The sequence below is a fragment of the Massilia sp. genome (genome assembly GCF_032106685.1).
Taxonomy (GTDB): Bacteria; Pseudomonadota; Gammaproteobacteria; order Burkholderiales; family Burkholderiaceae_D; genus Telluria.
Genome location: NZ_DAMCPG010000010.1, coordinates 59,589 through 76,982, shown reverse-complemented (window position 1 = coordinate 76,982; position 17,394 = coordinate 59,589). Strand labels below are relative to the sequence as shown.

Sequence of the window (17,394 nt, the reverse complement as noted above, 5' to 3'; positions counted from 1 at the left end):
CATCCATAACAAGCTCGATTAATTTAGGTTCCGGCCCACCTGTGACTTTACGATTTTTCCGCCTCCTCGCCTGCCAGTTGCTGCTGGTCTTCGCGTGCGCAACGGCGCAGGCGGCCGACGGGATCGACATCACGATGGCGAAAATCGAGGCCTCCGATGACGGCTATCGCCTCGCCGCCAACTATTCCTTCGAGCTGAGCCGCGACCTCGAGGACGCCCTGCAGCACGGCATCAAGCTGTACTTCACGACCGAAATCGAGCTGGTGCGCCCGCGCTGGTGGTGGCGCGACGACCGCGCCGTGTTCGCCCGGCGCACCGTGAGCATTTCCTACGACGTCCTGCTGCGCCAGTACTACGTGGCGGCGGTCGGCAGCGTGCAGCAGACCTTCCAGACCCTGGACGAGGCGATGTTCCAGATCCGGCGTCCGGGACGCTGGCTGATCGCGCCCAGGAACGCGCTCAAGCATGGCGAGACCTACGAGGTCAGCCTGCGCATGTTCATGGACCGCGACTACCTGCAAAAGCCCTTGCAGGTGAGCGCCTTCTCCAACTCCGACTGGCGTCTCGCCTCGAACAGGAAGACCTTCAATTACCGTGCGGAGTAAGGCGTGAACCAGGCCATGCGCTACGCGCTGGTGGTCGGCGGGGCGGTCGTCTCGATCCTCTTGTTCCTGCTCGCCTCGGCCTCGAACAACTCCGGCTTCTTCGACCGCTACTACGCCTGGCTGCTGGGCCTGAACGCCACCATCGCGTTCCTGCTGCTGATCCTGGTGGTGGTGGCGCTCGGCCGCCTGTATTCGCGCTATAAAGCCAAGCGCTTCGGCTCGCGCCTGATGGCGCGGCTGGTGCTGCTGTTCGCCGGCATCGGCATCCTGCCGGGCCTGATCATCTTCATGGTGTCGGTGCAGTTCGTCTCGCACTCGATCGAATCCTGGTTCGACGTCAAGATCGAAGCCGCGCTCTCGTCCGGCCTGAACCTGGGCCGCGCCGCTCTCGACGAAGCGCAGGCCGGTCTGGTCGCCAACGCCCAGACCGTGGCCGCCACGCTGTCCGGCCAGCCCGACATGGGCGCGCAGCTGGTGCTGTCGCAGACCATCACCGACAGCAACGGCATGCAGAGCGCGATGCTGATCGATGCTGACGGCAGGCTGGTCGCCAGCGCCAGCGCCGACCGGCGCGCCGACCTCACGCCCGACCTGCCGAGCCCGCAGATGCTGCGCCAGGCCGCCATGCCGGGCGGGTATGCGCGGCCCGAGGGCGGCATCGAACTCGATTTCCGCGACGAAGGCGGCGAAGAGCCGAACGCGCTCGACGCCGCCACCGGCCTGCGCCTGCGCGTGGTGCTGGCGGTGCCCGAGCCGCCCGGCGCCGCGCCGCGCTACCTGCAGATGATGCAGGCGGTGCCGGTCAACCTGGCGACGAATGCCGAGGTGCTCAGGAGCGCCTTCAGCGAATACCGCCAGCGCTCGGTGGCGCGCGAAGGCTTGCGCCAGATGTACATCAACACGCTCACGCTCACCTTGCTGCTGGCGATCTTCGGCGCCATCGGCAGCGCGGTGCTGATCGCGGGGAACCTGGCCCAGCCGCTGCTGGTGCTGGCCGAAGGCACGCAGGCGGTGGCCGAGGGCGATTTGTCGCCGCGCCCGATCGTCGAGACCGACGACGAGCTGGGCACGCTGACCCAGTCCTTCAACGCCATGACCGGCCAGCTGTTCGAGGCCAGGAGCGCCGTCGAGCGCAACCGCGCCGCGCTGCAAAGCGCCAAGGCCCACCTGGAATCGGTGCTGGCCAACATGTCGGCCGGCGTGCTGGTGCTCGACGCCGAAGGCCTGGTCGTGAACTCGAACGACGCCGCCTGCCGCATCCTGCAGATGGAGCACTGCCACCTGACCGGTCCGCTGAACCGGATCGAGGGCCTGGCCACCTTCGCCAATGCGGTCACGCGCGCCTTCTCGGCGCAGAGCGCGCAGTCGGCCGCCGGCAGCACGCGCCAGCGCACCCACTGGCAGCAGCAGATCGAGATCCCGCGTCCGGGCGAAGACCACGACACGACCCTGCTGGCGCGCGGCTCGCGCCTGCCGGTGGGCGTGGGCAGCGGCTTCATCGTGGTGTTCGACGACATTTCCGACGTGATCTCGGCCCAGCGCTCGGTGGCCTGGGGCGAGGTCGCGCGGCGCCTGGCGCACGAGATCAAGAATCCGCTGACGCCGATCCAGCTCTCGGCCGAACGATTGCAGATGAAGCTGGAGGACAAGCTGGAAGCGCCCGATGCCGCGCTGCTGGCGCGCGCCACCACCACCATCGTCAACCAGGTCGACGCGATGAAGCGCATGGTCGACGACTTCCGCGACTATGCGCGCACGCCGCCGGCGGTGCTCGAGCCGCTCGACCTGAACGCGCTGATCGAGGAGATCCTCAGCCTCTACCTGGCCGAGGACGCGTCCGACATCATCCATGCCGCGCTGGCGCCGCAGCTGCCGCGCGTGATGGGCGACCCGACCCAGCTGCGCCAGGTGATCCACAACCTGCTGCAGAACGCCCAGGACGCCCTGGTCGACCGCGGTCCGGACGCGCCCGCGCCGCGCATCGACGTCGCCACCGAGATCATCCACTACACCGGCGCCGACGGCGCGGCCGGCCTCGCGGTGCGCCTGGCGATCATGGACAACGGCCCGGGATTCGCGCCGAAGATCCTGGCGCGCGCCTTCGAACCCTACGTCACCTCGAAGGCGCGCGGCACCGGCCTGGGCCTGCCGATGGTGAAGAAGATCATCGACGAACACGGCGGACGGATCGATATCCAGAACCGTCCGGACGGAAGTGGCGCGTCGGTATTCATTTTGCTGTTAAAGTTAGCACAAGAGGCGAACTTGGCCGAAAGCGACAATCGGGCATAAAATCACGGCTGGAAAATCACGACTGGCAAGGAGCGTGCGAAAAAACCGTCAGGGCAAGGAATGCCGCCCGACGCATGGCCGCAGCGGCGGACCGCGAAGACAGTACGAAGGTACGGCGAGACGATGCAACGCAGCCATGGCGATTTTTTCACACGCTCAACGGGTGGAGACAGGAAGGCGAAAAGATGGCGAACATACTCGTAGTTGATGATGAAATGGGCATCCGCGAGCTGCTCTCGGAAATCCTGGGAGACGAAGGCCACGCAATCACGCTGGCGGAAAACGCGCAGCAGGCGCGCGAGGCGCGCGCGGCCGGTGCGCCCGACCTGGTCCTGCTCGATATCTGGATGCCGGACACCGACGGCGTCACCCTGCTCAAGGAGTGGCAGCGCGACGGCCTGCTGACCATGCCGGTCATCATGATGTCCGGCCACGCAACCATCGACACGGCGGTCGAGGCCACCCGTATCGGCGCCCTGAACTTCCTCGAAAAGCCGATCGCCCTGCAGAAGCTGCTGAAGGCCGTGCAGCAGGGCCTGACCCGCGCCCAGGAAGTGGCGCGCGCACCAAGCCCGCCGCCGCGCCCGGTCATGCCGCCGCCGATCGTGGAAAGCATGCCGGCCAGCGCGCCGATGTACGCGCCGCCGCCGATGCCGGCGCCGCTCAACGGCGCGCGCGTCGGCGTGGTCGGCCATGGCGAAACCCAGGGCTACACGCTGTCCTTCGACCTGCCGCTGCGCGAGGCCCGCGACGCCTTCGAGCGCATGTACTTCGAGCACCACCTGGGGCGCGAGGGCGGCAGCATGACGCGCGTGGCCGAGAAGACCGGCCTGGAGCGCACCCACCTGTACCGCAAGCTCAAGCAGCTTGGCGTCGAGCCGGGCAAGCTCGGCAAGCGCGGGGGATGAAGGGGCTCGCCGCCCCCATCCCCACCACCCTCGTCACCGGTGCCAGCGCCAGCCGGCGCGAGGCGGCGATCGCCGCCGCCCTGGCCGAGTCAACTCCGCATCAACACGGTGTGTCCGCCATCATCCTCGAAGGACTGCCCGACGGCAGCCCCGTTCTCGACGCTTCCGACTCGCTCTTGATCGCCCGCATTGCCCCAGGTTGCCTATGCTGCGCCGGCAATCTGGTGATGCGTGTTACATTGAATCGTCTCCTGCGCCAACGTCCGACGCGTCTCCTGGTCGGCGTGGCCAGCGGCGAGCACCTGGGTCAGTTGCGATCATGGTTAAGCAGCGCACCATACGATCAGCTGTTGAAACTGACGCCGGACCGGCACTCTTGAAATCGGTTCGCGCAGCCCCACCTCTTCACTGAAGTCGAAAGCCAGCCGCCCGCCGCCGCGCGGCTGGTCCAACACTCTGATCGAGAGAAGGAGTCATCATGAACATGATCTATAACAGCGAACAGTACAGCGTGGTCGAATTTGGCGTCGATCGCGACCTCGAAGCCCTGCGCTTCGGCGGTTACGAGATCGTCGACAAGGCCGGCCGTCGCGAAGCGTTCATCGGCGGCAAACTGGCGCAATCGTTCCGGCGCGACGTCAACAACCTGATCGCCAGCGAGCCGACCATGGAGGAAATCGACGATTTCCTGGGCTCCTACGATACCCTGATGAGCCAACCGGTCGTGCTGCACTAACCCGTTCCATCATCGTGCCGCACAGTGCGCGCACTGTGCGGCATCGTGAAGAACCCCGTACTCTTCTCCCTGCTGCGCCATGGTAAGCTGCGCGCCATGTGCCAACTTCTCGCAATGAACTGCAATGTTCCAACGGACATTGTGTTTTCCTTTACCGGCTTCGCCCACCGCGGCGGCCGCACCGATACCCACCACGACGGCTGGGGCATCGCCTTCTTCGAGGGCGCCGGCGTACGCCATTTCGTCGACCACCAGGCCGCGATCGCTTCCCCGATTGCCGAACTGATCAAGCGTTACCCGATCAAGTCGACCAACGTCATCGCCCACATCCGCAAAGCCACGCAAGGCGAGGTGGCGCTCGAGAACTGCCATCCCTTCGTGCGCGAACTGTGGGGCCGCTACTGGGTGTTCGCCCACAACGGCGACCTGAAGGCATTCGTGCCCGCGCTCGACGGCGCCTTCCGGCCGGTCGGCAGCACCGACAGCGAGCTGGCCTTCTGCTTCCTGCTGCAGGAATTGCGGCGCCGCTTCGGCGACACCGCGCCCGAGCGCGGCGCGCTGCATGCGGCCCTGGAAGAACTGGTGCGCGGCATCGCCGCCTACGGCACCTTCAACATGATGCTCTCCGACGGCACCGCCCTGTTCGCGCACTGCTCGACCAAGCTGTGCTACGTCGTGCGCAAGTATCCGTTCGCCTCGGCCTGCCTGTCCGACGAAGACCTGTCCGTCGATTTCTCGCAGGTAACCACGCCCAACGACCGAGTCGCGATCATCGTCACCGAGCCGCTGACCACCAACGAGACCTGGACGCATTTCGCGCCGGGCGAATTGAAATTGTTCGTCGACGGCGCGCCGCAGGCGGCGCCAATTTAGCATTCCGGCATCTTTTTTTGCTTCATGGAGATGCCAAAAAGCCACTAACTGCCGAGAATCGGGTAGAGTGAGCAGCTTGAACCGACCACGGGACCGCGATGACCGATACCGCCAGCCTCGACCAGGCATCCCAGCCTCTGCAACTACGCAATTTCTACCTGGCGCGCCAGCCGCTGCTCGACCGTAACCAGGCCCTGTTCGGCTACGAACTGCTGTTCCGCAGCCGCCAGGAGGGTGGCGCCGAGATCGATTCGGCGCTCGCCGCCACCAGCGGCGTGCTGGCCCATGCGGCCCAGCTCGGCCTGCCGCGCGCGATCGGCGATGCGCTCGCCTTCCTGAACGTCGACACCGACGTGTTGATGAGCGATATCTTCGCCTTCCTGCCGCGCGAGCGCACCGTGCTCGAGCTGGGCGCCTCGGTGGAGGCAAGCGACGCGGTGCTGTGGCGCCTGGCCGAGCTGGCCGGGCACGGCTTCCGCTTTGCCGCCGAGGCATCCAGCCACGGCGCGCGCCTGGGACGGCTGCTGCCGCTGCTCGACTACGTCAAGGTCGACCTGCGCGCCACGCCCGTGGTGGCGATGCTGTCCCTGGTGCCGCGCCTGCGCGGCACCGGCAAGCGGCTGGTGGCCGAAAAGGTCGAAAGCCAGACCGATTACCGCACCTGCCTCGACCTCGGCTTCGATTACTTCCAGGGCTATTATTTCGCCAAGCCCTCGGTGCTGGCCGGACGCAAGCTGTCGCCCTCGCAGCAGGCGCTGGTCGAGTTGATGCACCTGGTGGATTCGGACGCCGACAACATCGAGATCGAGCGCGCCATCAAGCGCGACGTGCCGCTCTCGGTCAACCTCCTGCGCATCGTGAACACGCCGGCGGCCAGCCTCGGCCAGCGCATCGATTCGCTCAGCCAGGCCCTGCTCGTGCTTGGCCGGCGCCAGTTGCAGCGCTGGCTGCAGATCATGCTCTACGCCGAGCCCGGCACGCGCGGCCACGCGATGACGCCGCTCCTGATGCTCGCCAGCACCCGCGCGCGCCTGATGGAACTGCTGGCCCAGCGGCTGCGCCCGGGCCAGCGCCAGGTGGCCGATGTCGCCTTCACGGTCGGCATCATGTCGCTGATGGACGCGTTGTTCTCGGTGCCGATGGCCGACCTGGTCGAACAGATTCCGGTGAGCGACGAGGTGGCAGCCGCGCTGGTGAAACGCAGCGGCTTCTTCGGCGAACTGCTGCGCCTGGCCGAGTCGCTCGAACAGATGGAGGAGGGCGACGCGCTGCTGCCGGTGCTGGGCGAACTGGCCGACAGCGGCGACGAACTGGTCGAACTGGAGATGGCCGCCTTCGAGTGGAGCGACAAGGTGGTGCGCCACGCGTTGTAAACGTACCGCTTGCTTGCGGCAGCGTCGGAAAGCGGGCACTGAGCCCTAGGGTGGGCGGGTCTTCCCGCCCACGCGTTCGACAAGCGCCTGCACAGCCGGGTTGCTTCGAAGTCAGCCCATCACGTCCCCACCCACTGCTGATGCAGGTCCGGATCGGTCCGCATTTCCCATAATCCCAGCCCGACCGCCGCCAACCCGACGACCAGCATGCTGGCGCTCATCGCCCGGTCGCCGACGACGCCCACCAGCCAGGGCGACACCGCCACCCAGGCGCCGACCACGATGTTCACGATCACGGCCCAGATATAGGTTTTATACAGGTCGAAGGCAGCCAGCGCCACCATGAGGGCGCCCGCCATGTAGGCGTTGACCGCCGGTGTCGAATCGCTCGGGTAGCCCATCACCCAGGGCGAAACGAACAGCCAGAGGCCCAGCAGCAGGATCGCCTGGTCCTGCCAGCGCCGGATGGGAAGATGCATTGCCATGATGCGCTCCTCGAAGCGGGACCGAGGTCCCCGAGGAGTTAGGCAATACAGGTTAAAGAAAGTTCCACGGTGAATGGCGGGGCTGGCGAGGCATCTTTCAGGATAACTATCGACGCGTGGACGGCAGAGCCGTCCACCCTACGTCCCTTGCATAGGCTGTAGCGTGGACGGGTTCCCCGTCCACGCGTCGATCGTTACCGGCTGAATCACTGCAACCGTGCCGGCGCCAACGGACGATTAAGACAGATTCGGCGCCAGGTGACGCTCGACCTCGGCCTTGTCCATGCCGCGGCGCTGCGCCATGTCCTCGACCTGGTCGTCGCCGATCTTGCCGACCACGAAGTACTTCGACTCCGGGTGGGCGAAATAGAAGCCCGACACGGCCGCGCCCGGATACATCGCGTAGGACTCGGTCAGCTGCATGCCGATTTCCTCGGCCTGCAGGGTCTCGAACAGTTCCTTCTTGACCGTGTGCTCGGGGCAGGCCGGGTAGCCCGGCGCCGGGCGGATGCCGAGGTATTCCTCGGCGATCAGCGCCTTGTTGTCCAGGTCTTCGCCCGCCGCGTAGCCCCACAGGTCGGTACGCACGCGCTCGTGCAGGTATTCGGCGAAGGCTTCGGCCAGGCGGTCGGCCAGGGCCTTCAGCATGATCGACGAGTAGTCGTCATGCGCGTCCTCGAAGCGCTGCTCGTGCTTCTCGATGCCCAGGCCCGCCGTCACCGCGAACATGCCGATGTAGTCGGCCACGCCCGATTCCTTCGGCGCGATGAAGTCGGCCAGGCATTGGTTCGGACGCTGGACGCCGTCGACCACGGGTTTCACGCCCTGCTGGCGCAGGCCGTGCCAGGTGAAGGCGACCTGCGAACGCGATTCGTCGGTATAGATCTCGATGTCGTCGTCGCGCACGCTGTTGGCCGGCAGCAGGGCGATCGCGCCGTTCGCGGTCAGCCAGCGGCCTTCGATAATCTTCTTGAGCATGGCCTGGCCTTCCTCGAAAACCTTGGTCGCGGCTTCGCCCACGACCTCGTCGGTGAGGATGGCGGGGAAGGGACCGGCCAGGTCCCAGGTCTGGAAGAACGGGCCCCAGTCGATGTAGCGCGCCAGCGTGCCGAGGTCGACATTTTTAAATACGCGGCGCCCGATGAACTTCGGCTTGAGCGGCGCAAAGTCCAGTTTTGCCTTGTTGGCGCGCGCCTGTTCCAGCGTGACCATCGGCAGCGCCTTCTTGCCGGCGTGCTGCACGCGGATACGCTCGTAGTCGGCCTTGATCTCGGCCATGTACTGCTCGCGCGTTTCCTCGGTCAGCAGCGACTGGCCGACCGACACCGAACGCGAGGCGTCCGGCACGTAGACCACCGGGCCGTCGTAGTGCGGCGCGATCTTGACGGCCGTGTGGGCGCGGCTGGTGGTGGCGCCGCCGATCAAGAGCGGGATGCGGCGCTCGCGGAACCACGGGTCGCGCTGCATCTCGCGCGCGACGTGGGCCATCTCTTCCAGCGAAGGCGTGATCAGGCCGGACAGGCCGACGATGTCCGCGTTCTCTTTCTTGGCTTTCGCCAGGATGTCGGAGCAGGGCACCATCACGCCCATGTTTACGATCTCGAAGTTATTACATTGCAGGACCACCGAGACGATGTTCTTGCCGATGTCGTGCACGTCGCCCTTCACGGTGGCGATCACGATCTTGCCCTTCGGCTTGGCGACGATGCCGGTGCGCGCTTCTTCCTGCGCCTTTTCCTCTTCGATGAAGGGCACGAGGTGGGCCACGGCCTGCTTCATCACGCGGGCGGACTTCACCACCTGCGGCAGGAACATCTTGCCCTGGCCGAAGAGGTCGCCGACGATGTCCATGCCGGCCATCAGCGGGCCTTCGATGACGTTGATCGGACGCCCGCCGGCAGCAAGCACGGCCTGGCGCGCTTCCTCGGTGTCCTCGACGATCCACTGGGTGATGCCGTGCACCAGCGCGTGCGCCAGGCGCTTCTCGACCGGGCCGCTCCTCCACTCCAGGTTCTGTTCCTGCTTGCCGCCGCCGGCCTTGAGCGTGCCGGCGAATTCGATCATGCGCTCGGTGGCGTCCTCGCGGCGGTTCAGCACCACGTCCTCGACGCGCTCGCGCAGCTCGGCGGGCAGTTCGTCGTAGACGCCGATCATGCCGGCGTTCACGATACCCATGGTCATGCCGGCCTTGATCGCGTGGTACAGGAAGACGGTGTGGATCGCTTCGCGCGCCGGGTCGTTGCCGCGGAACGAGAACGACACGTTCGAGACGCCGCCCGACACCTTCGCATGCGGCAGGTGCTCGCGGATCCAGCGCGTGGCGTTGATGAAGTCGTTCGCGTAGTTGTTGTGTTCCTCGATGCCGGTGGCGATCGCGAAGATGTTCGGATCGAAGATGATGTCCTCGGGCGGGAAGCCCACCTTCTGCACCAGGGTGTCGTAGGCGCGCTTGCAGATCTCGATCTTGCGCTCGAAGGTGTCGGCCTGGCCCATCTCGTCGAAGGCCATCACGATCACGGCCGCGCCGTAGCGGCGGCACAGCTTGGCCTGGCGCAGGAATTCCTCCTCGCCTTCCTTCATCGAGATCGAGTTGACGATGGCCTTGCCCTGCACGCACTTCAGGCCGGCCTCGATCACGCTCCATTTCGAGGAGTCGATCATGATCGGCACGCGCGAGATGTCCGGCTCGGAGGCGATCAGGTTCAGGAAGCGCGTCATCGCCGCCTGCGAATCGAGCATCGCCTCGTCCATGTTGATGTCGATGACCTGGGCGCCGTTCTCGACCTGCTGGCGCGCCACCGACAGCGCCTCGTCGAACTGCTCGTTCAGGATCATGCGCGCAAAGGCTTTCGAGCCGGTCACGTTGGTGCGCTCGCCGACGTTCACGAACAGCGACGAGTCGTCCACCGTGAACGGCTCCAGGCCCGCCAGGCGCATCGCGACCGGCACTTGCGGCAGCGCGCGCGGGGTGGCGGTCGAGAGCAGTTCGGCGATCGCCTTGATGTGTTCCGGCGTGGTGCCGCAGCAGCCGCCGGCGATGTTGACGAAGCCGGCGTCGGCGAATTCGCGCAGCAGCGCCGAGGTGTCGGCCGGCAGCTCGTCGAAGCCGGTGTCGCTCATCGGGTTGGGCAGGCCGGCGTTCGGGTAGATGCAGACGAAGGTATCGGCGATCTGCGACAGCTCCTCGGCATACGGGCGCATCAGCGCCGCGCCCAGCGCGCAGTTCAGGCCGATGGTCAGGGGCTTGGCGTGGCGCACCGAATTCCAGAAGGCCTCGACGGTCTGGCCCGACAGGATGCGGCCCGAGGCATCGGTGACCGTGCCCGAGATCATGATCGGCTTGCGCAGGGTATCCGGATGCTCGTCGAAGTACTGGTCGATGGCGAACAGCGCCGCCTTGCAGTTCAGGGTGTCGAAGATGGTTTCGACCAGCAGCACGTCGACGCCGCCGTCGACCAGGCCGCGCACCTGCTCGTGGTAGCTCGCGACGAGCTGGTCGAAGGTGATGTTGCGCGCCGCCGGGTCGTTCACGTCGGGCGAGATCGAGGCCGTCTTCGGGGTCGGGCCGAGGGCGCCGGCAACGAAACGCGGCTTGTCCGGCGTCGAGTACTTGTCGCAGGCGGCGCGCGCGAGCTTCGCGGCCTCGACGTTCATCTCGTAGGCCAGGTGGCCCATGTGGTAGTCGTCCTGGGCAACGCTGGTCGCGCCGAAGGTATTGGTTTCGATCAGGTCGGCGCCGGCCGCGAGGTAGCGCTCGTGGATCTCCTGGATCACCCGCGGCTGGGTGAGCGTGAGCAGCTCATTGTTGCCCTTGACGAAAAGTTCGCGGTTGCCGGCGCCCTCGGGCGCGGCGAAGCCGGCAAACCGTTCGCCGCGGTAGGCCGCTTCGTCGAGCTTGTATTGCTGGATGATGGTGCCCATCGCGCCATCCAGGATCATGATGCGGCGCGACAGGATCTCGCGCAGCTGGGTGTCGATCGGGGAGAGGGCGGTCTTTGGGGCGGTCATGATGAGCTTTCGGTAGGCGTGCGCAAGCATCGGCACGGTTTGGACGACCTGAAATTATACGTCATCGCCGTCGCGCACTTCAGCCACGGCGGGCTGGGGAGGCAGATTGTATCGTTATGTGTTTATGCGCATCATTGTTACATGATGTTACAAAACCCACCCGTTTAGCAATTTTGCGGATACATACAGCGACGACAATAAATAAATGCCACGAGGAATGTGGCACGTTTTAAAGAGACGGGATGATTGCATGAACAAAGAGTACGAACCCGATTGGGACCAGGCGGTGGTGCAGAATCACGTGGCGCCAGTAGCGAAACAGCAGCCGGCTGGCGTGAAGCAGATCGTGACGATCCGCCTCGACGTCGATATGCTGGAATGGTTCAAGGCGGCCGGTCCGGGCTACCAGACCCGCATCAACCAGGTTCTGCGCGAACACATGGACGCGCAGCGTGCTGCGGAAGCAGCCGGCAATTAAATTGTCATCGAACGCGCCGAAGGGCGCGTTTTTTATTTGGGGATGGTTGGCGACGCCTCGCCGACTACGATGATCTCGCCGATAACAAGCCCCGCGTGGGCGGAGAATCCGCCCACCCTACGAGAATGTCTTGCCCTCGAGCGGGAAGCCCTTCAGGAACTCCGCCGCCGCCAGGCGCTTGCCGCCCGGCTTCTGCAACTCCAGCAAACGCAGCGCGCCTTCGCCGCAGGCGACGACGATGCCTTGCGCATCGCTCGACAGCACCGTGCCCGGCGCCGCCTTGCCTGCGTAGTCGGCCAGTTCGGCCTTCCAGATCTTGACCGCCGTCCCGTTCACCATGCCTTGGGCGGCGGGGAAGGGATTGAAGGCGCGCACCTTGCGCCACAGCGCGACGGCCGTCAGGGCGAAGTCGAGCTTGGCTTCGTCCTTGCTGATCTTGGCGGCGTAGGTCACGCCTTCCTCGGGCTGCGGGGTGGACGTCAATTCGCCGCGTTCCATGCGGCGCAGCGCCTCGACGATCATGCTCCCGCCCAGCGCCGCCAGCTTGTCGTGCAGGCTGCCGGTGGTGTCGCTGTCCTCGATCGCCACGCGTTCGATCAGCATCATCGGGCCGGTGTCCAGGCCTTCTTCCATGCCCATGATGGTCACGCCGGTCTCGACGTCGCCGCTTTCGATCGCGCGGTGGATCGGGGCGGCGCCGCGCCAGCGCGGCAGCAGCGAACCGTGGATGTTGATGCAGGGCGCGATGTCGAGGGTGCTGCGCGGCAGGATCAGGCCGTAGGCCGCCACCACCATCACGTCGTAGTGGAGCGCCGTCAAGCGCTCATGGGCGGCGCGTGCTTCCTCGGCGCGCTGCGGGTCCTTGCTGTCCATGCGCAGCGACAGCGGCTGCAGCACCTCGATGCCATGCTCCAGGGCCAGCTGCTTGACCGGCGAGGCCTGCAATTGCATGCCGCGCCCGGCCGGGCGGTCGGGCTGGGTCAGCACCAGGGGAATCTCGAATCCAGCCTCGACCAGCTCGCGCAGGGCGACAGCGGCAAACTCCGGCGTGCCGGCGAAAACGACCTTCATGCGCGGCGCCTTAGTAACGGCGGCCGGCGGCCTTCAGCGCCGCTTCGCGTTCCATGCCGCGTTCTTCCTTCTGCAGCTTGGCCTTGATGCGGTTGCGCTTCAGCGGCGACAGGTATTCGACGAACACCTTGCCCATCAGGTGGTCCATCTCGTGCTGGATGCACACGGCCAGCAGGCCGTCGCACTCGAGCTCGAAGAACTCGCCCTTGGCATCCTGGGCGCGCACTTTCACGCGCGCCGGACGCTCGACGCCGTCGTAGATGCCCGGCACCGACAGGCAGCCTTCGTCGTAGACCTGCTTTTCCTCGCTGGCCCAGGTGATTTCCGGGTTGACGAAGACGCGCAGCTCGTCGTGCGATTCGGTGACGTCGATCACGACCACGCGCTCGTGCACGTCGACCTGGGTCGCGGCCAGCCCGACGCCTGGCGCGTCGTACATGGTCTCGGCCATGTCGGCCACCAGCTTGGCGAGGCGCTCGCCGAATTCGGTCACCGGCTTGGCAACCTTGTGCAGGCGAGGGTCGGGATAGCGCAGGATCTTCAGGAGGGCCATATCAGCTAATTCAGTAACAGTTCAATAAGGATTGGTGGGAGTACGACAACAGGTGGGGGCGCACGAGCAGGAATGCAACACGACGCCCCGGCTGCAGGACGCGGTTTGTCTTGCTAGTTCAAGGATTTGTGTGCAGAATTTGATTCAATTCGGCAACTCTTTGCGATCCGCCTCGCGGTCAGGGGACGTCGATTCGTGCTGTCTCTTGCGCCCCGGCTGGCCAAGGTGACCGGCGCAGCCTGCAATTTCCGTGTCAATGCCGCACTTTACGGACGTCTTCAATGAAAAATTTTAGCACAGTCGTGACCCGCGCTGCTGCGGCGGCCCTCGTCGCGTGTGTCGTAGCCGGCCCCGTCCAGGCCGCCGAATGCGCCTTCAAGCCGAACGCTCCCGACCAGCATCGTGTCGTCAAGGGTGACACCTTGTGGGATATCTCCGGCGCCTTCCTCCAGCACCCCTGGTGCTGGCCCCAGGTCTGGGGCATGAACCGCGACGAGATCCGCAACCCGCACTGGATCTATCCCGGCCAGATCGTGTATTTCGACCGCGCGCGCGGCCGCCTGTCCCTGAGCAAGCCGGTCAGCGGCGACGGCCGCGGCGAGCCGCCCCTGCTGCGCCTGTCGCCCCAGGTGAGAAGCAGCGGCCTGGAGAACGACGCGGTGCAGTCGATTCCCTCGGGCGTCATCGAGCCCTACCTGACCCAGCCGCTGGTGATCGAGCAGGACCAGTTGGCCAGCGCGCCGCGCATCGCGGCGTCCGAGGAAAACCACGTCTACCTGGGCGTGGGCGACCGCGTCTACGTGCGCGGCGACCTGCAGGGCGCAAGCAGCTTCCAGGTGTTCCGTCCGGGCGGCCCGCTGGTCGATCCGCAGACCGGCGCCGTGCTGGCGCACGAAGCCAGCTACGTCGGCACCGTCACGCTGACGAAAGCGGCCGCGCCCGGCGTCGACGTGCACACCTTCACGGTGTCGAGCTCGGTGCGCGAGATGGGCGTCGGCGACCGCCTGGTCCCCAGCCCGCCGCCGGCCGTGCGCAACTACGTGCCGCATGCGCCGCTGCAGGCGATCGACGCGCGCGTGATGTCGATCTATTCCGGCGTGACCTATGCCGGACAGAGCCAGGTCGTCACTGTCAATCGGGGCGCGCTTGACGGGCTCGATGTCGGCTCCGTGCTGCAGCTCTATCATTTCGGGAAGACGGTGCCGGACCCGGAAGGCCGCAGGGGCTTCCTCGGTTTCGGCCGGTCGACGATCAAGCTTCCCGATGAGCAGTATGGCACCCTGTTCATCTTCCGAGTGTTCGGGCGCGTTTCCTATGGCCTGATCATGCAAGTGACGGCGCCGGTGGAAGTCGGCGACGTGGCGAAATCACCGGAGTAAACCCACCGTGCAGGACACGGCCCCCAACCCCGCCAGCGGCAGCGTAGTTCGCAACAATCGACGCGTTGATCAACGCATTGAGCAACTCCTTGACTGGCTGCGCCTCGAAGGGGCAAGCGGGGTCGGGTGCCGCACCGCGCAGCAGCTGCTGCGCACCTTCGGTTCGCCGCGCGCCATCTTCGAGGCCGGTCATGCGGCGCTCGCGGCCCACGTACCTGCCGCCACCGCGCGCGCCCTGTGCGCGCCGCCGTCCTCCGCCACTTTGCGCCTGCACGACGCGCTGCTCGCCTGGCTCGACGATCCCGCGCACGCGCTGCTGGCGCTGGGCGAGCCCGGCTATCCGGCCAGCCTCGCCAACATCCCCGATCCGCCGCTGCTGCTCTATATACATGGACGCAGCGAATTGCTGACGCGTCCGGCGCTGGCCATCGTCGGCAGCCGCAACGCCACCAGCCAGGGCCAGGCGAACGCCAGGCATTTCGCGGCCAGCCTGTCGCGCGCCGGCGTGTGCGTCGTGTCCGGGCTGGCGCTGGGCATCGATGCCGCCGCGCACGAAGGCGCACTGGAAGGGATGGGCGCGACGATCGCCGTGGTCGGCACCGGCGCCGATTTGTTCTACCCGAGCCGCAACCGGGCGCTGGGCGAACGCATCGCGCGCGATGGCTGCATCGTCAGCGAGTATCCGCTGGGCACGCCGCCGACACCGGGCAACTTCCCACGACGCAATCGCATCATCAGCGGCTTGTCGGCCGGCGTGCTGGTGGTCGAAGCGGCGGCGCAGTCCGGTTCGCTCATCACGGCGCGCGTGGCGAACGAGCAGGGCCGCGAGGTGTTCGCCTTGCCCGGCTCGATCCATGCGCCGCTGGCCAAGGGTTGTCACGCCCTGATCCGCGACGGTGCGCGCCTGGTCGAAACCGTCGGCGAAATTCTCGAGGCGATGCGCGTCTCGCCGCTTGCGCCGGACGTCGCCAGCGCGCCGCCAAGCGAGACGGAGTGTCTCGGATTGCTCGAGCAGCTGGGCCACGAGCCGGTCGACATCGATACGCTGCTGCTGCGCAGCGGCGGCAGCATCGGCGAGTTGAGCCTGGGCTTGCTGGCGCTGGAAATGGCCGGCATGCTCGAGCGGCTGCCGGGGGGGAAGGTGCAACGCGTATCGTTGATTGCAACGCAGTGATTGCCATGTCGGCGTTGTTCGATGCAGAAGCCGCACAGATAATTACTTACATGCGTATATGAACCGATAAGGCCGAAAAACGACGAATTACGCATTGCGAATGCTCATGTACGTAGCAAGCTTGTGCCCATACGAGCTTAGCTGCTACAGTAGCGCCACTATGTTCGACATCCTGGTCTACCTCTACGAGACGTACTATCGTCCCGAAGCCTGCCCCGAGCCGGCTGCATTGGCGCGCAAGCTCTCCGCCGTCGGCTTCGACGACTTCGAGATCTGCGAAGCCATCGATTGGCTCACGGGTCTGAATGAAATGGCCGCCGAAGAGCTGGCCGACGTGGTCGCCTCCACCGGCACCCGTTACTACGTGGACGAGGAGTACAACGAGCTCGGCAGCGCCGCGATCGGCTTCATCCAGTTCCTCGAAAGCGCCAGGCTCATCACGCCGGTGCAGCGCGAGATCATCATCGAACGCGCGCTCGCGGTCGACGAGTCGCCGGTTACGCTGAGCAAGCTGAAGATCATCGTCCTCATGCTCATGTGGAGCCAGGGCAAGGAGCCGGACGCGCTGATGTTCGACGACCTGTTCGGCGCCGACGACGAGCAGGCGCCGCGCCTGCTGCACTAAGCTTTTCGGAATCCACTGAACGGCCTGCCGGTATCCGGCAGGCCGTTTCCTTTTGTATCGCTGCGAGCCTGCCAATCGGGCGGCTTAGCGATGACCCGATCCGCCGCCCGGCTTGCCCTTGCCGACATCCGACGCCGGCTGGTCCGGCTGGCCGCCTTGCCGCGCGCCGCCCGCGCCCGATTGCCGCGATCCCGGCGGCCCGCTGGGCGACTCCTGCGCGCCGGCGCGCTGGTCCTGCTCGAGGCCGCCGTAACCGGACTGCTGCGACATGCCGAGCCGGTCTTCCTCGGCGCGCTCCTGCATGCGCTGGCCCTTCTGGCGCGCGCTCCAGCCGCCTTGTTGGGCGGCCCCGCCGCCACGTCCGCGGTCCGGATGGCCGCCTACCGAAGCCTGGCCGGCGTCCAGATTCTCCGACTGCATGTTGCCCGCAGGACGCTGGTCGTCGTTCGGTGTCCAGGATTGCGAATTCGGCGCCGACGATGCCACCGCGCCGGGCGGCTTGCCTTGCTGGCTGCCCTCGGCCACCGGCACCATCTTCTCGCGCGAGACACTGCGTCCGTGTTCGTTCACCATGCCTTTCTGGTTGTCGCTCATGGTCATTTCCTCCCATCAAACGGCGGCGTCACGGCCGCCAACAAGGTGATCTTGCGCGCACGGCCGCGCCAGTCCTATCGGAATGGTGTCCGATCCCATGTAGGAAAGCGCCCACTTTCATGGAAGAAGGCATTCTTGGCCGCATTGTCAACGCCGGGAAAGGGCCGCGCGTTTTCGGCGCAGTGCCGCGCAAGCTTGCACAACAGAGGTGCAGAGTCCACTTGCGGCCAGCGCGATAAC

16 protein-coding genes are annotated in these 17,394 nt (G+C 66.0%); 11 read left to right on the top strand and 5 right to left on the bottom strand.

Annotation, left to right across the window (positions count from 1 at the left end; translation table 11 throughout):
- Positions 1-41: 41 nt before the first annotated feature.
- The 7 genes from RT688_RS08430 (at position 42) to RT688_RS08400 (ending at position 6,787) form a co-directional block, all read left to right on the top strand.
- Positions 42-605 carry a DUF4390 domain-containing protein gene (locus tag RT688_RS08430; protein WP_312548241.1) on the top strand — a complete coding sequence of 188 codons (564 nt, stop codon included), beginning with the start codon at positions 42-44 and terminating at the stop codon, positions 603-605.
- Between the two features lie 15 nt (positions 606-620).
- The gene (locus RT688_RS08425; RefSeq protein ID WP_409521894.1) at positions 621-2,897 is read left to right on the top strand and encodes an ATP-binding protein; all 2,277 of its coding nucleotides are present in this window, start codon (positions 621-623) and stop codon (positions 2,895-2,897) included.
- A gap of 185 nt (positions 2,898-3,082) precedes the next feature.
- On the top strand, positions 3,083-3,805 hold the full coding sequence (locus tag RT688_RS08420) for a response regulator (protein ID WP_313704398.1): 723 nt from the start codon (positions 3,083-3,085) through the stop codon (positions 3,803-3,805).
- Positions 3,802-4,185 (top strand): GTPase, encoded by a 384-nt coding sequence (locus tag RT688_RS08415; RefSeq protein WP_313704397.1) that lies wholly within the window; start codon positions 3,802-3,804, stop codon positions 4,183-4,185. Before RT688_RS08420 ends, RT688_RS08415 begins: the two co-directional genes overlap by 4 nt.
- A gap of 98 nt (positions 4,186-4,283) precedes the next feature.
- Entirely contained in the window at positions 4,284-4,541 is a 258-nt protein-coding gene (locus tag RT688_RS08410) for a DUF3567 domain-containing protein (protein WP_027865841.1), read from the top strand.
- A gap of 96 nt (positions 4,542-4,637) precedes the next feature.
- A complete protein-coding gene (locus tag RT688_RS08405) occupies positions 4,638-5,414 on the top strand; it encodes a class II glutamine amidotransferase (RefSeq protein WP_313704395.1) in 777 nt (258 codons plus the stop codon).
- A 98-nt stretch (positions 5,415-5,512) separates the two neighbouring features.
- Positions 5,513-6,787: an EAL domain-containing protein gene (locus tag RT688_RS08400; protein WP_313704394.1), complete on the top strand. Its 1,275-nt coding sequence runs from the start codon at positions 5,513-5,515 to the stop codon at positions 6,785-6,787.
- Positions 6,788-6,906: 119 nt separating this feature from the next.
- On the opposite strand, the gene RT688_RS08395 is transcribed toward RT688_RS08400, so the two are convergent.
- Positions 6,907-7,272 (bottom strand): SPW repeat protein, encoded by a 366-nt coding sequence (locus RT688_RS08395; protein ID WP_313704393.1) that lies wholly within the window; start codon positions 7,270-7,272, stop codon positions 6,907-6,909.
- A gap of 237 nt (positions 7,273-7,509) precedes the next feature.
- On the bottom strand, positions 7,510-11,280 hold the full coding sequence (gene metH, locus RT688_RS08390; RefSeq protein ID WP_313704392.1) for a methionine synthase: 3,771 nt from the start codon (positions 11,278-11,280) through the stop codon (positions 7,510-7,512).
- 250 nt (positions 11,281-11,530) lie between these two features.
- On the opposite strand from metH, the gene RT688_RS08385 reads away from it, so the two are divergent.
- Entirely contained in the window at positions 11,531-11,758 is a 228-nt protein-coding gene (locus RT688_RS08385) for a BrnA antitoxin family protein (RefSeq protein WP_313704391.1), read from the top strand.
- A gap of 117 nt (positions 11,759-11,875) precedes the next feature.
- Here the strand turns inward: RT688_RS08385 and fmt are convergent, their stop codons facing one another.
- Both fmt and def read right to left on the bottom strand, forming a co-directional pair.
- Positions 11,876-12,829 (bottom strand): methionyl-tRNA formyltransferase, encoded by a 954-nt coding sequence (gene fmt / locus RT688_RS08380; RefSeq protein ID WP_313704390.1) that lies wholly within the window; start codon positions 12,827-12,829, stop codon positions 11,876-11,878.
- Positions 12,830-12,839: 10 nt separating this feature from the next.
- Complete coding sequence (def, locus tag RT688_RS08375) at positions 12,840-13,382, bottom strand: peptide deformylase (RefSeq protein ID WP_313704389.1); 543 nt, start codon at positions 13,380-13,382, stop codon at positions 12,840-12,842.
- 281 nt (positions 13,383-13,663) lie between these two features.
- On the opposite strand from def, the gene RT688_RS08370 reads away from it, so the two are divergent.
- The 3 genes from RT688_RS08370 to RT688_RS08360 all read left to right on the top strand — a co-directional run bounded on the left by RT688_RS08370 (position 13,664) and on the right by RT688_RS08360 (position 16,560).
- Positions 13,664-14,761 carry a LysM peptidoglycan-binding domain-containing protein gene (locus RT688_RS08370; protein WP_313704388.1) on the top strand — a complete coding sequence of 366 codons (1,098 nt, stop codon included), beginning with the start codon at positions 13,664-13,666 and terminating at the stop codon, positions 14,759-14,761.
- 7 nt (positions 14,762-14,768) lie between these two features.
- On the top strand, positions 14,769-15,935 hold the full coding sequence (dprA, locus tag RT688_RS08365; protein ID WP_313704387.1) for a DNA-processing protein DprA: 1,167 nt from the start codon (positions 14,769-14,771) through the stop codon (positions 15,933-15,935).
- Positions 15,936-16,095: 160 nt separating this feature from the next.
- Positions 16,096-16,560, top strand: coding sequence for a DUF494 domain-containing protein (locus tag RT688_RS08360; RefSeq protein WP_313704386.1), 465 nt, complete (start codon positions 16,096-16,098; stop codon positions 16,558-16,560).
- Between the two features lie 84 nt (positions 16,561-16,644).
- Here the strand turns inward: RT688_RS08360 and RT688_RS08355 are convergent, their stop codons facing one another.
- On the bottom strand, positions 16,645-17,154 hold the full coding sequence (locus RT688_RS08355) for a hypothetical protein (RefSeq protein WP_313704385.1): 510 nt from the start codon (positions 17,152-17,154) through the stop codon (positions 16,645-16,647).
- Positions 17,155-17,394: the final 240 nt, after the last annotated feature.

Coding starts and splice junctions, on each gene's coding strand:
- RT688_RS08425 (WP_409521894.1), top strand. CDS start 621: ATGCGCTACGCGCTGGTGGTCGGCGGGGCGGTCGTCTCGATCCTCTTG.
- RT688_RS08420 (WP_313704398.1), top strand. CDS start 3,083: ATGGCGAACATACTCGTAGTTGATGATGAAATGGGCATCCGCGAGCTG.
- RT688_RS08415 (WP_313704397.1), top strand. CDS start 3,802: ATGAAGGGGCTCGCCGCCCCCATCCCCACCACCCTCGTCACCGGTGCC.
- RT688_RS08410 (WP_027865841.1), top strand. CDS start 4,284: ATGAACATGATCTATAACAGCGAACAGTACAGCGTGGTCGAATTTGGC.
- RT688_RS08405 (WP_313704395.1), top strand. CDS start 4,638: ATGTGCCAACTTCTCGCAATGAACTGCAATGTTCCAACGGACATTGTG.
- RT688_RS08400 (WP_313704394.1), top strand. CDS start 5,513: ATGACCGATACCGCCAGCCTCGACCAGGCATCCCAGCCTCTGCAACTA.
- RT688_RS08395 (WP_313704393.1), bottom strand. CDS start 7,272: ATGGCAATGCATCTTCCCATCCGGCGCTGGCAGGACCAGGCGATCCTG.
- metH (WP_313704392.1), bottom strand. CDS start 11,280: ATGACCGCCCCAAAGACCGCCCTCTCCCCGATCGACACCCAGCTGCGC.
- RT688_RS08385 (WP_313704391.1), top strand. CDS start 11,531: ATGAACAAAGAGTACGAACCCGATTGGGACCAGGCGGTGGTGCAGAAT.
- fmt (WP_313704390.1), bottom strand. CDS start 12,829: ATGAAGGTCGTTTTCGCCGGCACGCCGGAGTTTGCCGCTGTCGCCCTG.
- def (WP_313704389.1), bottom strand. CDS start 13,382: ATGGCCCTCCTGAAGATCCTGCGCTATCCCGACCCTCGCCTGCACAAG.
- RT688_RS08370 (WP_313704388.1), top strand. CDS start 13,664: ATGAAAAATTTTAGCACAGTCGTGACCCGCGCTGCTGCGGCGGCCCTC.
- RT688_RS08360 (WP_313704386.1), top strand. CDS start 16,096: ATGTTCGACATCCTGGTCTACCTCTACGAGACGTACTATCGTCCCGAA.
- RT688_RS08355 (WP_313704385.1), bottom strand. CDS start 17,154: ATGAGCGACAACCAGAAAGGCATGGTGAACGAACACGGACGCAGTGTC.